Origin of the sequence: Bacillus sp. H1a, from assembly GCF_000633475.1 — a bacterium.
Taxonomy (GTDB): Bacteria; Bacillota; Bacilli; order Bacillales; family Bacillaceae_G; genus Bacillus_A; species Bacillus_A paramycoides.
Window position 1 is genome coordinate 12,169 of record NZ_AYMH01000004.1, and the last position, 16,320, is coordinate 28,488.

The following is a 16,320-nucleotide window of genomic DNA, read 5'->3' on the forward strand; positions in this document are numbered from 1 at the left end:
ATGGTTGTAGATTAATTTTTATTTAATATTATCATTTATACGATTTCTTATCATATAAATGGTAATTTAAATAGAAAATATATTTATCTTTTATATATTTTTAAAAATAATTTAAGCGTTAACTGTGTTATAATTAATTTAAATCATATATTTTATTAAATTAACTTTACATAATAATATTATAAGTTACACATAAAAGCAGTATACTCGTAGGAGGAAAGATAATGTTTGAAATGCAAGAAATGAATACGAATGAAGTAAAAGCTTATTTAGAAATTAGTGGCTTCATTTTCAATACTCTTATGAAGAAAGGTCAATTAAATCCAATTAATAGAGATACCTGGCGTTTAGATGGCAGTTTTTTATTTAAGCGAGAAGATATAGAAAAATTGAAAGAAGAACGTGAAACAGAAGGAATTACCTTATATCAGGCAACCAAAGATTATAATGTGAGTATGTATCAGCTTGAAAAGTGGATAGAAGACGGGGATTTGACTTGTACTATACAGAAACATCGTAATCGTGAAACGAAATTTGTAAAAGAGGAAGAAATTCACGGATTGGTTCAACAATTGGATCAGACAAATACTCTCTATACATTCTCACAAAAACATAATGTAGTATTGTTCCAAAAATTTATGGTGGGTAATAAATTAGCACGCATTATCTCCATTCCAAAGCGTGGAGATATTGTACTTCTTGATGAGTTTGGAAATAATATGACACTAGAAGATGCAATAATTATGGGGTATGAACCTTCATATGTTTTATCCGATAAACCAAGAAGTCATCATCAAAAGTTTGTAAAATTCCGTTTTCCCAAATCAAATCAATTACGTAATAATATCTTTTATTTGATTGATTTAATACTACAGTATGTTTCACCACGCAATATAAAAATATCTGAAGAAGATGGATTCTGGTATTTCGATATTCGCCAATCTGTTATTCAATTACCAATGCAGGTGCAATTAGAATGGATTGAAAGCCTAACGCCGTATATAATAGAAGGAAAGCTAACTCAGCGTGTCAATAATAGTATATATTTAGACAGTAGCAGTGTGACTAAGCCAATAACCATTACAAGTAACGAATACCATACAATAACTAAAATTGTGAAAGAAACAAACAGTTCCATTGAAGAATTTATTGCAAGCGCAATCCGAGATAAAATTAATCAACATATGTTGTATAAACGCTAAAAATCTCCCCATCAAACTCATGGAATATCTCTCATATGGACTTAGAATCAACATTGTTAACCGTAAGTACTATTCTATTTAATAGGCTAATAAAGCCTCTTAAAAATGAATCTGAGGATTCATTTTTTTACAATGTATGAAAAAAACGGTTCTGGTGCAAAAACTACAGGATAATTGCAATGAATTTATAAATCTTGGACATACTGATACTACTAATCTAAAGAATGTGTGTAATTGGTATGGAAAAGGAAAATGTATTCAAATGGAAGCATTATCAGCCTGAACTAATCTTATTAACAGTAAGATGGTACCTGCGGTACAATTTGAGCTTTCGTAACCTGGTAGAAATGATGGAGGAAAGAGGATTATCAATTGTTCACACAACGATTATGCGCTGGTTTCATCAATATGGACCTCAACTAGAAGAGAAAGTACGACATCATCTTAAGCCAACAAATGACTCGTGGAGAGTCGGTGAAACATATATCAAAGTAAAGGGCAATGGATGTATTTATATCGTGCAGTCGATTCAGAAGGGTATACAATTGAATTTTATCTAAGTCAAACAAGGGATAAACAAGCAGCCAAGCGCTTTTTCAAGAAAGCCTTGGCTTTTTCGTATGTTTCTAAACCTCGTGTGATAACAGTAGATAAGAATCCTGCCTATCCTGTAGCGATCCAAGAATTAAAAGAAGAGAAACATATGCCTGAAGGCATACAACTAAAGCAAGTTAGATATCTTAATAATATAGTGGAACAAGATCATCGTTTGATTAAGAAACGCGTGAGTTCTATGTTGGGGTTCAAGTCATTTAAAACAGCAACCTCTATATTGAGTGGTGTTGAAGCCAGGCATATGATTAAAAAAGAACAGATTGATTTACTGGACCAGTCTGTCCAAAATCAGAAAGAATTCATCCATCAATTGTTTGGACTTGCAGCATAAGATAAGATTCCGTTAAGAATATATGCGCTTTATTCTCTGTTATTTTTGCACCAGAACCCGAAAAAATGATAATCTCCCCCTAAAATAAGTGGGAAAACTTTCAAATTGCTATTCTACTGTAGAAGGAAAATGATACATTAATAATTAAGGTAATACTGTTCACTATTTAATTCTAAATTACATAGAAAGATATTGAGGTGCAATAGATGATACATAATATCCCAGATATTTATACGAAAAAAATTCTTATAGTAGATGATGAAAAAGAGATTTTAAATTTGTTGGAAGCAGTTTTAAAGAAAGAGGGATTTCAACATATTTATACGTGTACAACAGGAGAAGAAGGAATACGCATGTGTAGGCAAGTACAGCCAGATCTTATCATATTAGATATTATGCTTCCAGATTTAGATGGATATAGTGTTTGTCAGCAAATTCGACAGTTTACATTCGTTCCGATATTCTTCTTATCGGCGAAAAATGAAGATTTAGATAAAATACTTGGATTAAGTATAGGTGGCGATGATTATATTACAAAACCTTTTAGTCCGAAAGAAGTAGCATATAAGATGAAAGCATTTTTTCGACGCAATCAATATCAAGAAAAGGCTCGGAATATGTATCAGTTTGGAGACATTACGATAGATGAGGCACAAGGGACAGTGTTAAGGGCTGATACATTACTAACTTTAACAGCAAAAGAATTTAATATATTACTATTTTTAATAAAAAACCCAAATCAAATTTTTAGCAAGGCTCGCTTATATGAAGCTGTCTGGGGCGAAACGTATCTGGGTAATGACAATATTATGATGGTACATATGAGACATTTAAGAGAAAAAATAGAGGATAACCCTTCCAAACCTCATTACCTTGTAACAGTAAGGGGACTAGGATATAAACTTAATACAAAAGGTGATGCAAGATGAAGTGGAAGGTCACGAGACTATATATTACCTCATTAATAGGATTAATTATGTTTATCCTAATCGTTCAATTTTTTGCTTTTAGTTATTTAGTATTTACTTATAACCGTGAGGGAATGGACGATCCAGAGGGCTCAGTATTAGCTTTTCAAAAAGAAATCACAGTAGAAAATGGAAGTATTTCTATAACAAATAAAGGAAAAAAATTTTTACAAGAACATGGAGCATGGTTACAAGTATTAAATCATAATAGTGATGAAGTATTTCAAATGTATAAGCCTAAAAATACACCAACTCACTATACTCCTAGTGAGTTGATTTTACGCTATAAGTACGATATTGGGAATTATACAACGTTTGTAGGCAAGTTAGATAAAAGTACACAAGTAGAAAGTTACATTGTCGCTTTCCCGTCAAAACAAGCATTGCGAAAATCTGTCTATTTGAACTTCAATAATTTATCTAGCTTCTATCCATATGGGATTTTAATGTTGATAGGAGTAACAGTGGTTTGTATTTTATTATTTGCTTACATTGTGGCAAGGTATATGTCAAAACCTGTTGTCATGATAATTGAACATATTAATAAATTAAAACAAGGACAATATAAACAAGTACCGGAAGAAAAGGGAATCTATGCAGAGGTGTATACAAATCTGAATCAGTTATCACATCAACTAAAGGATATTAACGTTCAAAGAAAAAGACTAGATACGATGCGAGCAGAATGGATTATAAACATCTCTCATGATTTAAAGACACCGCTTTCTTCTATTAAAGGCTATAGTGAAGTTATAGGGAATCGGGAGTATAAAATTACTGCACAAGAAATGTACCAATATGCAGAAGTAATCCAAAGTAAATCAATTTATATTGAAAAATTGATTGATGATTTAAAACTTACATATCAATTGAAGAATGCGTTGTTACCTATCCATAAAACTACAGTAGATATTGTGAATCTCACCCGAGAAACAATTATTGAATTTATGAATATGCCTCAATATGAGAATCGATTAATTGAATTTGAATGCCCTCAGGAAGAACTAATTATAAAAGCAGATCAGGGATTAATTCAACGTGCCACAGTAAACCTATTGAATAATGCGCTCATTCATACTGATGTTAAAACATTAATACAAGTTCGTATAAAACAAACATCCGGATACACCATAGTTACGATTGAGGACAATGGTGACGGAATAAATAAAAATGATTTACCACATATTTTTGATCGATACTTCCGTGGTACAAATACAGATTCAAAAAGTGGTTCAGGTTTAGGAATGGCAATTGTAAAGGAAATCATTGTAGCTCACGGTGGAGAAATTACAGTAGAAAGCACCAAAGGAAAGGGTACTAAAATTACATTCCAGCTTCCGTTAGAAAATTAAGCTAAACTTAAGGTCAGCTCAATTCAAGATTAAGCAAGAACTTTCATAATAAATGATAGCTTAATCAAGAAAAAGAGGTGCCAATAATGGGAACATATATCGTTGAAACAGAAGATTTGACAAAGACATATGGAGCTGTAAATAGTGTGAATCAATTACAAATGCAAGTTGGTAAAGGTGAAATTTATGGATTCCTAGGCCCAAATGGGGCTGGGAAAACGACGACAATTAGAATGTTACTGGGATTAATAAAACCGACGACAGGTAATATTAAGGTATTCAATCGGGATTTAAAAACAAATCGAATAGATATTTTAAGAGAGGTTGGCTCTCTTGTTGAATCGCCATCTTATTATGGACATTTAACAGGTCATGAAAACTTAGAAGTAATTCGACAAATGTTACAAGTACCAAAAAAGAATATTGATGAGGTATTGCGTATTGTTCGATTAGAGAAACAAAAAGATAAACTAGTTAAACAATACTCACTTGGAATGAAGCAACGCCTTGGCATAGCAATGGCACTACTTGGAAATCCAAAATTGTTAATTTTAGATGAACCCACAAACGGATTAGACCCTGCCGGGATTCAAGAAATTCGTGAACTCATCAAACAACTGCCAAAGCAATATGATATGACAGTTGTTATTTCTAGTCATTTGTTAAATGAGATGGATCAAATTGCAACGCAAGTGGGCATTATTAATAGTGGACAGCTTATTTTTCAAGATAAAATTGAAGTGTTACGCAAAAAAAGCCAGGCATCAATGAAAATACGCGTAAATGATGTAGTAAAGGCTCATCAAATTTTAGAACAGCATCATATTTATCTTAGAATTGAAGGTAATTGTCTAGTTACGCATCAACAAGAAGATCACCTTATTTCTCACATAAATCATTTATTAGTACAGCAGAATTTATCAGTGTATCGCATTGAAGAAGAGAAGCATACGTTGGAAGAAATATTTCTAAACTTAACAGAAAAAGGCGGTGTTTTATAATGATTGCTGCCTTAAGAAGTGAATTATTGAAATTAAAAAGAAAGAAATTATTTTTAGTAGTATTTTTAATACAGTCTTTAGCGTTACTTTGGTTATTTGCTATTGTGTCACAAGAAAAAAAGGAATTTCTAAATTGGGAGTCGCTTCTTTCAAGAGTAAGTATGATAAATGCATTATTTTTACCTATAATGATTGCGACAATTACATCTCGAATAATTGATTTTGAAAATAAGGGGAACACCTGGAAGCTATTGTGTGCAATTCCCACCTCCAGGCAGCTAGTATATATAACTAAAATTATCTTTAGTCTCTTTTTTCTTGTATACGCAGGTATAATTTCTATTTCTGCAATTATATTAATAGGAAAAATTTTTAATTTTGAAAGTGGAATTCCGGTGATATTATTACTGAAATATGGTTGTTTTACCATTATAGGATGTATTCCAATGGTTATTTTGCAACTCTGGATATCTTTGGTAGTGAAAAATCAAGTATTTGCTTTAACGGCAGGTGTAATCGGCTCATTTCTTGGGTATTTCGGGCAGATGTTACCTTGGAAAACATGGATAATTTGGACCTATTCATCTCTGACAAATCCAATTTCTTGGGCATTTTCCAATGGGAAAATAGTGTTTTTCCCAAACCAAGGAGTCATGATGAATCTTTTGTTAAGTTTAGGAGTTAGTTTATTATTTATCGTTCTTAGCACTGCTCATTTTTCGCAAAAAGATATTCATTAGGAGGATGTAGATATGTTATTAAGCTCATTTCGATGTGAATTATTAAAATTAAAACGTTCAAAAATATGGATTGTAATGACATTCATTCCACTTATTTGTATTGCGCTTGGACTCATAAATTTTCAAGTAAACTACGATGTCTTAATGAAAGTCTCAACAAATGAGTGGGAGAAGGCTTGGACACAAGTTGGATTAATTTATGGATTATTTTTATTTCCTGTCGTAGTAAGTATTTATTGTGCGTTTGTATGCCGCTTTGAACATAGCGAGGGAAACTGGAAAAAAATCATCTCTTTACCAATTCCATTTCGATATGTGTACATGGCAAAGTTATTAGTAATCGTTATGTTAACTTTATTGACACAAGTATTCTTTTTAATTGCTTATATCTTAATTGGTAAGCTACTAGGTATTACAAGTCCTATTCCTTGGAATTCATTATTAAATTGGTCATTCAATGGATGGATTGGTACATTTTCAATTGCTGCACTACAATTATTTCTTTCATCTTCTATAAAAAGTTTTGCTGTTCCCGTTGGAATGAGTTTTGGTTTTACATGTATAGGAATGATATTTCATTACTTAAATATCGGGTATATATGGCCATTTGCGCAACCAGGATTAGCAATGGACCCTATTCATCTAGAAGGCTTGCAGACTTTCTTTCAGTTTAGTAGTTTTTATGTCTTAAGTTGCTTATTCGTTATTATATTTACTTTTGTTGGAGTTCGAAGATTTACAATAAAAGATATTATATGAATAGAAGTACAGCGAAATTAACAAGAGAAGAACTGATAAATCTAGTAAGTAAAATTGTAGAATGTGAAGGAACTGAAGAGGAGATTGATGAAATGATAGAAGTTGTAGAAAGAAATGTTTCACATCCAGAAGTAAGTGATCTTATATATTGGAATGATGAAGATCTTACTCCAGAACAAATAGTAGATATAGCACTAGCGTATAAACCAATACAGCTTTAGAATTTTCAATAAAATCTTACTCTTGCTACATAAATAACAATAAAGTAAATGCTTTATTAGATAAAACTTAAAAGAGTTATAAATTCAGCAAAAAAAGGAGGCAGAACTCACACTTGAGTCCCGCCTCCTTTTTGCATTTCCTTATCTCATATATACATAGACTTCGTTCACTGTTACATAGTATGTCTTACCTTGACTGTTGTGTACTTTATATTTGTAAACGGTTAATAGTTATCTATATTTCAGTATTTATCATTGGTGCTATCATCTTTGTAGGTAAACATACAATAGAAGAGTTTCAAGTCAGACAGTATGGTAAACCAGTAATAGTAGAAGTAGTGGATAAGAAAGAATATTCAACTATGCGAGGTAACTCCTATGAAATCAAGTACAAAATAAAAGATAAGACTTACTTAGGTAATATAGATAAAGAGTTATACAAGAAGTTAGACAAAGGCACTAAAATAGAAGTACTAGAATACAAAGGAAAGACAATCATGTATGATAGTTACGATGTAAAGTAAGGGGGATTATATTGAAAAAGAAACGGTTTAGAATTGGTTGTATTGTAGTGTTTCTAGTGTGTACGTTCCTACTCATAGGGGTAGGAACGTACGACGAGATACAAGTCAGACAACATGGTAAGTCAAGTATAGCGGAAGTCGTAGACATGAAAGAGTACACACCTAAAGGGTTTAAGACTTATGAAATCAAGTACAAAGTAGATGGTGAAACGCACACAGGTAGCGTAAGTAAGAAAGTATACAAACGTTTAGACATTGGTTCTCGCATTGAGGTTATTGAGTACAAAGGAAAGACTATGCTATTTGAAAGTTACGATTCAAAGTAAGGGGTATGAATAGTGAATCATAGACGTAAGAAAAAGAAGAATCCAATACACGTAGAAAAAGTACCAAATAGGGTAGAACGCATAGGAAAAGAAGAGAAACTGAAAGAGGAGCAGAGTAACAAGTTTGTTGACATTCTCCTTGGTATTCTTCTTTTCCCAATTATTATATGGGCAGTATTAGAAGGTTCTAGGGGAAAGTTAAGTAAAAAGGCAACTCTTGTGGTTATAAGTGTTATTGTTTTCATCTTAGTTGGGGTAGTGATAATAGGAAACAAATAAAGGGGTATGTTATGAGTGAAAAGAAATTCATAAACTTAGAGAAAGACCCAGAGTATGTAGACGACTATGTTGTATTTAAGAGTACAAAGTTTGGAAAAACCTACTACTTAGATTCATCTGTGAAAGAGTATACAGAGTATGAACTTGAAGAGTATATCATGAAACTTGAAGCATACAAGAAAAAGAGAAGGAAGAAGGCTTGGATGTATGTAGGTATTTTCGTCTTATTCTGTTTGGTCTTGTCAGTTATAGAGGAGTATCAAAACGATGAATTAGTTAAAAACGGCAAAGCAAAAGAGGTTATGGTTCTTGGGAAACACATTGAAGAAGAGTATATCATACTGAAACACCCTACTTTAGAGTTGTTTGACAATAACAAAATGAAAAAGATATGGGTGAAACAGGAACTTTACGATAAGGTATATCCGACTGACAGGTTACGAATCATTGAGTACAAAGGTGAAGTTAAGTTAGACCCTAGATATGACGATAAAGACTTAGTCATACAGAAGTATAAGTTTGGGAGGTAATTGTAATATGGTTGAGTAAGGGGCATTTTATCAGCCTGCTAAGGACCATGTAAATGTACCTTCCATGAAGGATTTCCCGAAAGTTGAAGGATACTATAGCACTTTATTTCATGAATTTATTCATTCAACAGGCTATTCCAGCAGATTAAAGAGAGACGGAATCACTTCAGCAACTGGACTTATAGCATAAAATACGATTCCATTAGAAATCTACTATCATCCATGTTCTTCTTCATATATTTGCACCAGAACCATAAATTCAATGAAGTTAACTAAACAAAGTGTACCTTCCGGTATAACTATTACGTTATACCAAATTGATGAGTGGATTGTGCTGGTTCAATTATTAATAAGTAATTGATTATATTCCAAAAGAAAGCAGACCTACTTGCTTTCTTTTTTTATATACCTCTATCAAAATACATATATCTCATTATTCTAATAGAATCTATTTTATTGATAAAATTTCACATCAATACCAAATTAATGGAAATGGATGTAAGATTAATTTGTAAGTAAATTTTATTAAGGAGTGATAATTGTGAAACGAGTAATTGGTATACTTTCCACAGGTTTATTAGCAGGTGCAATGTTATTTGGTGCTTCAAGCCCTCAGGCGTATGCGGAGTCCCCATCAAAGCCATACCAGGTAGTAACACCTGGAGTTATTGGCGAACAAGCGACTATTGGTTTTGACGAAAAATCAGATTTTGAAAATTTTTTAACTACACATCCAGTTCCTAAAAATTTCAAGATTCAACCTTTAGCTCAAATTTACTCTACTTTTTATTACGATAACGATTTGAAAGGCTCAAGATTTACTGTAAATGCAAGTAGAAACCCAGTTATTATTGCAAACTTTGGTGGTTCAAACAATGATAATGTTTCCTCTGTACTTACACATTCTTTTGGAGATTATACAACTATCTATGAACATAATAACGCCCAAGGACATGCACTTGCTATTGTAAATAACGGCGGATATATTAATTTGACTAGTTTCAGCTTGGGGGATGGGGCTAGAACTTGGAATGATGAGGCCTCTTCAGCAATTGTGAAATCTAATTAAAATTTGCGAATTATACATAATAAAAAAGCTAGCTTTATGCTAGCTTTTTTATAATGTATAATGTGGGGTTATGTTAACCAGATGCGAATAGAATAAACAGTTCCATCATGTTATTTTTAATTATGTGATTATATTAGAAAGTAGGTAATGATTTTGAATAAGTGGATTTTGTTAAATTCCAAAGAGTATGAGGATGTTTGGGATAGATTTGAAGATGAATTTTGTTTTAATCCTAATATAGATGGTGACCAATCATTTAAATTTTCTTGTCCATATATTACTTATGATATATCTGATTGTTTTGAAGGGAAATGGACTGATGACGATTATGATAATTTTGATCATATATTATTGGAATCTCTTATTCTATGTACCAAGAAACATGAATATATATATGCGTTAGATTGGCAGCATGCTGGCTACTGGATGAATCCTAGTTTAAATCTAAATCTAAACGAAGATGATCATCGCTGGAAAATCCCATTTTTTCCGGATGGAGATTACTATTTCTTTTTGCAAAAAGACTTTAGATGGGGTTATTTAGGACATCCTTGGGAAAAAACTATTTATATTTTCGGGGAAAAATTAATTGAAACATTTAAAGAATTGAAATCTACTAGAAAAAATGATAAAGTATAACTTTTTACTACCGCTAACGGGAATTATATAAAAAAAGCTAGCATGAGTCTAGCTTTTTTTGATCACAGGTATTTTAATCTCTTTATTCATCAATTTTTGAATGTATACCTTTGTTTTTGATTTTGCTAAAAATAGCTGAAGTTGGATAAGGTTAATGAATTTAACACTTTGAAAGTAAACTAATTGATAAAAGTTTACATTTGGATTTTTAACATTTACAATTTATGAATGAATTTAACTTCATTTTGGGCAGATTTCACTCTTTGATGAAGTTTCCTTTTTTTCATCATATGCATAGCTTCGATGCCACTTAAAAATAAATTTCTGGAATTGAGGGTTACTATTAATCTATAATTTATTTAAAATAAAGGTAGTGAAGAGTAACTACTCTTCACCTGAAATAAATATAAAGGAGAATTATAATAATAATGACTTTTCCCAATAATGTTAACGGTATGTGTGAGTATTCAATAATAGAAATTAGATGCTTACCCTATAATTCTGAAACAATAAAATTTCAAAACGACTTTGTTCTTATTTGTAGTACATATCTTAATAAAAATGATAAAGCACATGGTCATACTACATTTGAAATCCAATCTGTAAAAGAATTATCTTATAATAATTCACACGTTAAAGAAGCCAAAAAGTTTGCATTCAAAGGTGGTACTTTAAGGATTAATGATTTTGTAAACATAATTGAGGTGAAAACTGATTATGATACAAAGATTATAGCAAACCTTTCTTACCAATATTCTAAAGATCAAGAGATGGAATATATACAAAATAAAGACTTACTCCTATTTTCTACTTCAGTAGGAATCAAAGGTTCTTTTTCTAACGTCCCTTATCTTTATCTACCACCAGAATTTAAGACCTACATGGATTACTATGATGCTCATCAAGAATCTAAAATTCTCCATGATGCTTTTTATACTTTGTGTCGAAGCACAAAAGAAGATAGTGAATTCATTGAACAATTTAAGGAACTACAAGATAAACAAAGTATTTTAGAAAAAGATTTATATGATCGTTATTTACAAAATACATATAAGGACTAAATGAATTTCGTAAACTATCCCCACTTTCAGCTTGTTTAGAAGTGATCGCTTCCTAAATTCACCTATCTTGCGTGTTTATTTCTATACAAGTACAAGAACTAATCATGGATTAGGCTATCTCGTTAGTTTATATAGTTCGGTGAACTACTCACCACCTATGCTAACGCTTAGAGGTGGGAGCTTCTCAGTTCCATGACGAAAGTGTGGCTTTGAAATAAAGTTGAACTGTTTATAAAAAAGTCGCACCGTTTTGAAAAAAGTTTAACCGGAATTTCCTATCTCCTTAAAGAAGGGATTTCGGTTTTTCTTGTGGATTAAGAATCTGTTAAGTGATAATAAAGTTATTCCATTAAATGGCCAGATTGTGGAGTAACTTTATTAATTGTTTCGAGAAGATTGTGAAGAAGTGTACTTAAGCTAACGGTGCAGATTAGCTCAATAAGGAATCAAAATAAGAACTTGTAGCTTCTAAAGAAATGAAAAAAAGAAAGATTTCAAATACAAAGTAGACTCTGTTATACAGAGGTAGAGAGATATTATAATTCATTTGTGATAAATTAGGAATAGTTTGATTTATTTAAAACTGAGTAGAGGATTATAAAGTGTGTGCGGTTTTTTGCCAAGTCCTATATGTCTTATTCTATGGAGGAAATATGCTTAAAGATAATTTTAAAATTAGTAATATTCCCACGGTTTTATGGGGAGATAAGAGTGAAAAAATTTTTATTGCAGTACATGGAAATATGTCAAATAAGGAAGATACAGTTATTCAAATATTAGCTGAAGAAGCCAATCAAAAAGGTTATCAAGTATTAAGCTTTGATTTACCTGAGCACGGAGAAAGAAAAAATGATAATACTCCTTGCAAAGTACAGTTTTGTGTTAGTGAATTATCTATAATTATGAATTACGCAAAAGAACATTGGAAAGAAGTAAGCGTGTTTGCATGTAGTATGGGAGCTTATTTTAGCCTTTTAGCCTATCAAAATGATGTGTTAGAAAAGGCATTATTTTTATCACCAGTAGTTAATATGGAACGAATTATCGAAAATATGATGAAATGGTTTAGCGTAACACCAGAGCTTTTGCAAAAAGAAATGACTATAGAGACACCTATTGGTCAAAAGTTATATTGGGATTATTTATGCTATGTAAAAGAACATCCTATTAATACATGGAATACAGATACATATATTATGTATGGAGCCAAGGATGAACTGTGCGAATTTGAAACTATTAACTATTTTACAAAAAAACATCGTTGCGAATTAGAAGTCATTGAAACAGGTGAACATTACTTTCATACTGAAGAACAGTTAAAGATATTTGAACAGTGGTTACACAAACATATCGATTAACAAATTACAATTTATCTTGAACCTGTTAGAGAAGAATGGTGAATATATAAACTGATATTATATTTGAGAGACATTATAAATGTGAATGTATTCACTTAAATAAACAGGTGCCTTAGCAAAATATTACTGAGCTGCATAAACGGCCCTTTTTTATTGTAGAAATAATAATGTAAAGCTTATAATTTAATTGGGTGATTAAAAGTGACTATACAACATAAAAAGATAATCAATTTCTATGATAGGCGTATACTGTTCAATAAATATCGTAAAAATACACCAAGCGTAATCTTTATTGCAGGGTTAGGCGATAGCCATGAAACATGGAAAAAGGTCCAAGACCGAATATCGAATGAAACGTCAACCTTGTCCTATGACAGGGCGGGTATTGGCAGGAGTCAAGACGTAGCTGTCCCGCGAACTTGCTGTGATCTTGTCGAGGAGCTCTCCGAATTGTTGCAAGCGCTTGACGTGGAGAAGCCTTATATATTAGTAGGCCATTCCTTTGGTGGGTTGGTCGCCAGATTGTATACCAGTCTTTATCCGCTGGACATCTGTGGTATGGTTTTGGTTGACGCTGCACCGGAATATAAAGAACTTGCCTATGAAAAGGTTCTACCAGAAAATCTACTTGCAGGAAATAGGGAATATTTCGAGAATCCTATGTTGAATAGTGAGAAAATTGATAAAATACAGAGTTATAAGCAAATTGTTGATTATTCAAAACAAAGTGACATCCCTCTCTCAATTATTACAAGAGGTTTACCCGATAATGATGAAGATGGATGGCCCTCTCAAGAAATATTAGAAATTGAACAAAGTCTACAAGCAGAATTCCAATGGCTGTCAACGTCAAGTAAGTTCCGGATTGCTAGTCGTAGTGGACATTATATACATCATGATGAACCTGATATTGTGATAGAAGAGATTTTATTAATGTTAAAGGGGATGGGAAAGTGAGCGATATAAGGTTGAAACTTATGGAGGATTTGAAAATAATTGAGGAGGAATAATATCAACTTCGTTAAGGTGGGCAGATGAGGAAATTGTAATTTTAATGTTGCGATATATCGGTGATCCTGAGCCTAAATTAAGTGATGGCTATGTTTTTGAAGATGAACCTTATGTTAAATATATCTATTATGCACATGATGGGGTCAAAAAAATTGAGTATATTCTCACAGAAGAGGCGATAAAGATTAATATTAATAAATCCGAATTAAAAAATCCTTTAAGAGAAATTGATACATATATAATCTAATAATTCCATATACCCTATTAAACGAACGGGTAGCGTTAGTTTAATAAGAATTAAGTGATTTTAGGATTGTGATTATATTTTAGTTATTCCATAAAAGGGCGCTATTGTGGAGCAACTCAGATAGAAAATAATCAAGCTTTTTTTAAAAACCAACTTAAATTTGCTAAAAAAAGAATCCCATATCATATATGTTTATGGGATTCTTTTTTCATCTAGTACTGGTCCATTGTTACACAGACCTCAATTAATTGTTTGTGCATTGTTTTATTTTATTAACAAACTACATAGATTCATTTTAGCGTTTGATATCCGTTAATATTTTCTGATATCCCATTGCTTTCGGGCTACCGATCTGAATTTTATTTGTTAACTCATTATTATAGATTGTTGTTGCTTTCGCAAATTGATTACGATCCCATTGGTGATCTTTAGCAATTTGTTCATCAGATAAATTATAGTATGAATAAGTTACACGTCCTTCTACATCTGGAATTGGATCATCGAAGGTTGTATCAAGATGGTACCATTTCCCCTCAATTTTCACTAGATTCCAAGCATGAGGTTGTCCATTTCCAGTCCCTGTTACAATATGACCTTCTACTCCTGCCTCTTTTAATAATTGATAAGTTAATAATGCATACCCTTGACAAACAGCAGAACGGTTTGCTAAAGCTTCATATGCCGTATAAGCCTGGAAAGAAGTATCATACGAAACATGTTTTACGACATAATCATGAATCGCTTTTACTTTTTCATGTTCATCCATACCAGCTTTAACAATAGAAGTGATAACTGATTTTGCTTGTGTCTTTACATAGTTCATTTGCTCTTTTGATTCACGGTATGTAATTTTTAATGTAAATACATAATCTCCTGGAATACCACGAATAGAATATTGTGTATTTGAGATGTTATATTTCATGTATTCATTTGAATCAACTGTCTCATCATATGCTTTAACAAGCGTATCCATAACTTCTCTAATATTAGATTGTTTAGATTTATATGTTATAGTTATATCTTCTTCATGATTATTAATATAATTTTTCATGTCTTTTTTATAAGCTTCTAATAGTTGTACCTCAGTTTGTACACTCGTATCTTCATTATTTGGTTTCGTCACATCAGGATTTTGTGTATTTAATTGTTCCCTATAATTTAATGCATTAAATAAAAACTGTGCATACTGTTCACGAGTTACAGTTTTATTTGGTTCAAAACCTCCATTACCTGTACCTGATGCAATTTTATTCGACTGTACGGCACTAATAGCGTCCTTCGCCCATGAATCATCTGGTACATCATTAAAAGTATGTTTACTTAACACAGGAACTTTAAAAGCAGTCTTGATGACCTGTGCCATTTCTGCACGACTTAATGATTCTTTTGGTCGAAATTCCCCATTTTGATCCCCTTTAAAGACTCCTATGTCTGTCAAAAATAGAATCTCTTCTAGGAACATTGTTGAGTTTTTATTAATGTCCTTATATGGATTTTTAAGCTGAGACCCATCTTGCATAATATAAAAAGAGTTGTCCTTATTAAGAGTGCCTCCTTTTTTAGCAGGAGCTAGCACACGATAAATTAAAGCTGCCACCTGTTCACGAGTAGCATTATCTCCCAGGCCAAACATTCCATTTCCATATCCTCCGATAATATTACGATTAGCTAAGCTCGTAATGGCATTATTTGCCCAATGGTTTTTGGGAACATCATTAAATACAACTGAATTTCCCCCTGACTGGACTTCAGCTTTTACGGGATCACTACTTGTTCCTAACAATGCACCTCCTACCATCGTTAATGATGTTATTGATTTTAATAGTTTTTTACTCATAAATTCTCTCCTAATAATATATTAAAGTAATTAACTTTACTTCACTAAGTTTATTAAACAAGTGGTATCTTTTAATTTAAATTTACAGATTTATGATACGAGAAAGCCCCTGCAGAACTTAAGTCCACCTTTAAGCATGGGATGAAAGTATCGCTTTTGCGTAGCAAAACATATTAAAATGGCCTCAAAGTCATGCAAAAGACTCTAAAACAATAATGTTCTCTGAAAAATGAATATTGTATGAGGTTGC

At 32.0% G+C, this 16,320-nt stretch carries 17 protein-coding genes and 3 pseudogenes; 18 read left to right on the plus strand and 2 right to left on the minus strand.

Annotated elements, in window-relative coordinates:
- Positions 1–224 precede the first annotated feature (224 nt).
- The 14 genes and pseudogenes from U860_RS0102840 (at position 225) to U860_RS0102910 (ending at position 10,556) form a co-directional block, all read left to right on the plus strand.
- Entirely contained in the window at positions 225–1,202 is a 978-nt protein-coding gene (locus U860_RS0102840; RefSeq protein ID WP_025147327.1) for a hypothetical protein, read from the plus strand.
- Between the two features lie 239 nt (positions 1,203–1,441).
- Positions 1,442–2,148, plus strand: a pseudogene (locus tag U860_RS32645) (IS6 family transposase).
- A gap of 206 nt (positions 2,149–2,354) precedes the next feature.
- Positions 2,355–3,077 carry a response regulator transcription factor gene (locus U860_RS0102855; protein ID WP_025147328.1) on the plus strand — a complete coding sequence of 241 codons (723 nt, stop codon included), beginning with the start codon at positions 2,355–2,357 and terminating at the stop codon, positions 3,075–3,077.
- A complete protein-coding gene (locus U860_RS0102860) occupies positions 3,074–4,468 on the plus strand; it encodes a HAMP domain-containing sensor histidine kinase (protein WP_025147329.1) in 1,395 nt (464 codons plus the stop codon). Before U860_RS0102855 ends, U860_RS0102860 begins: the two co-directional genes overlap by 4 nt.
- A gap of 86 nt (positions 4,469–4,554) precedes the next feature.
- Entirely contained in the window at positions 4,555–5,469 is a 915-nt protein-coding gene (locus U860_RS0102865) for an ABC transporter ATP-binding protein (RefSeq protein WP_025147330.1), read from the plus strand.
- Positions 5,469–6,209 (plus strand): ABC transporter permease, encoded by a 741-nt coding sequence (locus tag U860_RS0102870; RefSeq protein WP_025147331.1) that lies wholly within the window; start codon positions 5,469–5,471, stop codon positions 6,207–6,209. The genes U860_RS0102865 and U860_RS0102870 overlap by 1 nt, the downstream gene beginning before the upstream one ends.
- A 12-nt stretch (positions 6,210–6,221) precedes the next feature.
- Positions 6,222–6,968, plus strand: a complete 747-nt coding sequence (locus U860_RS0102875) for an ABC transporter permease (protein ID WP_025147332.1) — start codon at positions 6,222–6,224, stop codon at positions 6,966–6,968.
- Positions 6,965–7,189 carry a bacteriocin immunity protein gene (locus U860_RS0102880; protein WP_025147333.1) on the plus strand — a complete coding sequence of 75 codons (225 nt, stop codon included), beginning with the start codon at positions 6,965–6,967 and terminating at the stop codon, positions 7,187–7,189. The genes U860_RS0102875 and U860_RS0102880 overlap by 4 nt, the downstream gene beginning before the upstream one ends.
- A 535-nt stretch (positions 7,190–7,724) precedes the next feature.
- On the plus strand, positions 7,725–8,039 hold the full coding sequence (locus tag U860_RS0102890; RefSeq protein ID WP_025147335.1) for a hypothetical protein: 315 nt from the start codon (positions 7,725–7,727) through the stop codon (positions 8,037–8,039).
- A gap of 12 nt (positions 8,040–8,051) precedes the next feature.
- Positions 8,052–8,318 carry a hypothetical protein gene (locus tag U860_RS0102895; protein ID WP_025147336.1) on the plus strand — a complete coding sequence of 89 codons (267 nt, stop codon included), beginning with the start codon at positions 8,052–8,054 and terminating at the stop codon, positions 8,316–8,318.
- Positions 8,319–8,329: 11 nt separating this feature from the next.
- Positions 8,330–8,848, plus strand: coding sequence for a hypothetical protein (locus U860_RS0102900; RefSeq protein WP_025147337.1), 519 nt, complete (start codon positions 8,330–8,332; stop codon positions 8,846–8,848).
- Positions 8,849–8,882: 34 nt separating this feature from the next.
- A pseudogene (locus U860_RS35585) lies at positions 8,883–9,038 on the plus strand (zincin-like metallopeptidase domain-containing protein); the annotation flags it as partial.
- Positions 9,039–9,389: 351 nt separating this feature from the next.
- Positions 9,390–9,917, plus strand: a complete 528-nt coding sequence (locus U860_RS0102905) for a hypothetical protein (protein WP_025147338.1) — start codon at positions 9,390–9,392, stop codon at positions 9,915–9,917.
- Between the two features lie 153 nt (positions 9,918–10,070).
- Complete coding sequence (locus tag U860_RS0102910; RefSeq protein WP_025147339.1) at positions 10,071–10,556, plus strand: DUF2716 domain-containing protein; 486 nt, start codon at positions 10,071–10,073, stop codon at positions 10,554–10,556.
- A gap of 215 nt (positions 10,557–10,771) precedes the next feature.
- Here the strand turns inward: U860_RS0102910 and U860_RS36215 are convergent.
- Positions 10,772–10,870: pseudogene (locus U860_RS36215) on the minus strand (IS6 family transposase); the annotation flags it as partial.
- Between the two features lie 114 nt (positions 10,871–10,984).
- Between U860_RS36215 and U860_RS0102915 the strand changes: the two are divergent.
- The 4 genes from U860_RS0102915 to U860_RS0102930 all read left to right on the plus strand — a co-directional run bounded on the left by U860_RS0102915 (position 10,985) and on the right by U860_RS0102930 (position 14,233).
- Positions 10,985–11,617 (plus strand): hypothetical protein, encoded by a 633-nt coding sequence (locus tag U860_RS0102915; RefSeq protein ID WP_025147340.1) that lies wholly within the window; start codon positions 10,985–10,987, stop codon positions 11,615–11,617.
- Positions 11,618–12,270: 653 nt separating this feature from the next.
- The gene (locus U860_RS0102920) at positions 12,271–12,975 is read left to right on the plus strand and encodes an alpha/beta hydrolase (protein WP_025147341.1); all 705 of its coding nucleotides are present in this window, start codon (positions 12,271–12,273) and stop codon (positions 12,973–12,975) included.
- A 201-nt stretch (positions 12,976–13,176) separates the two neighbouring features.
- On the plus strand, positions 13,177–13,932 hold the full coding sequence (locus U860_RS0102925; protein WP_025147342.1) for an alpha/beta hydrolase: 756 nt from the start codon (positions 13,177–13,179) through the stop codon (positions 13,930–13,932).
- 97 nt (positions 13,933–14,029) lie between these two features.
- Positions 14,030–14,233 (plus strand): hypothetical protein, encoded by a 204-nt coding sequence (locus tag U860_RS0102930; RefSeq protein WP_025147343.1) that lies wholly within the window; start codon positions 14,030–14,032, stop codon positions 14,231–14,233.
- Between the two features lie 295 nt (positions 14,234–14,528).
- On the opposite strand, the gene U860_RS0102935 is transcribed toward U860_RS0102930, so the two are convergent.
- Positions 14,529–16,070, minus strand: coding sequence for an S-layer homology domain-containing protein (locus tag U860_RS0102935; RefSeq protein ID WP_025147344.1), 1,542 nt, complete (start codon positions 16,068–16,070; stop codon positions 14,529–14,531).
- Positions 16,071–16,320 lie beyond the last annotated feature (250 nt).

What these genes read in the sequence shown, in the direction of transcription:
- U860_RS0102840 (WP_025147327.1), top strand. Translation starts at nt 225, where the DNA reads ATGTTTGAAATGCAAGAAATGAATACGAATGAAGTAAAAGCTTATTTA.
- U860_RS0102855 (WP_025147328.1), top strand. Translation starts at nt 2,355, where the DNA reads ATGATACATAATATCCCAGATATTTATACGAAAAAAATTCTTATAGTA.
- U860_RS0102860 (WP_025147329.1), top strand. Translation starts at nt 3,074, where the DNA reads ATGAAGTGGAAGGTCACGAGACTATATATTACCTCATTAATAGGATTA.
- U860_RS0102865 (WP_025147330.1), top strand. Translation starts at nt 4,555, where the DNA reads ATGGGAACATATATCGTTGAAACAGAAGATTTGACAAAGACATATGGA.
- U860_RS0102870 (WP_025147331.1), top strand. Translation starts at nt 5,469, where the DNA reads ATGATTGCTGCCTTAAGAAGTGAATTATTGAAATTAAAAAGAAAGAAA.
- U860_RS0102875 (WP_025147332.1), top strand. Translation starts at nt 6,222, where the DNA reads ATGTTATTAAGCTCATTTCGATGTGAATTATTAAAATTAAAACGTTCA.
- U860_RS0102880 (WP_025147333.1), top strand. Translation starts at nt 6,965, where the DNA reads ATGAATAGAAGTACAGCGAAATTAACAAGAGAAGAACTGATAAATCTA.
- U860_RS0102900 (WP_025147337.1), top strand. Translation starts at nt 8,330, where the DNA reads ATGAGTGAAAAGAAATTCATAAACTTAGAGAAAGACCCAGAGTATGTA.
- U860_RS0102915 (WP_025147340.1), top strand. Translation starts at nt 10,985, where the DNA reads ATGACTTTTCCCAATAATGTTAACGGTATGTGTGAGTATTCAATAATA.
- U860_RS0102920 (WP_025147341.1), top strand. Translation starts at nt 12,271, where the DNA reads ATGCTTAAAGATAATTTTAAAATTAGTAATATTCCCACGGTTTTATGG.
- U860_RS0102930 (WP_025147343.1), top strand. Translation starts at nt 14,030, where the DNA reads ATGTTGCGATATATCGGTGATCCTGAGCCTAAATTAAGTGATGGCTAT.
- U860_RS0102935 (WP_025147344.1), bottom strand. Translation starts at nt 16,070, where the DNA reads ATGAGTAAAAAACTATTAAAATCAATAACATCATTAACGATGGTAGGA.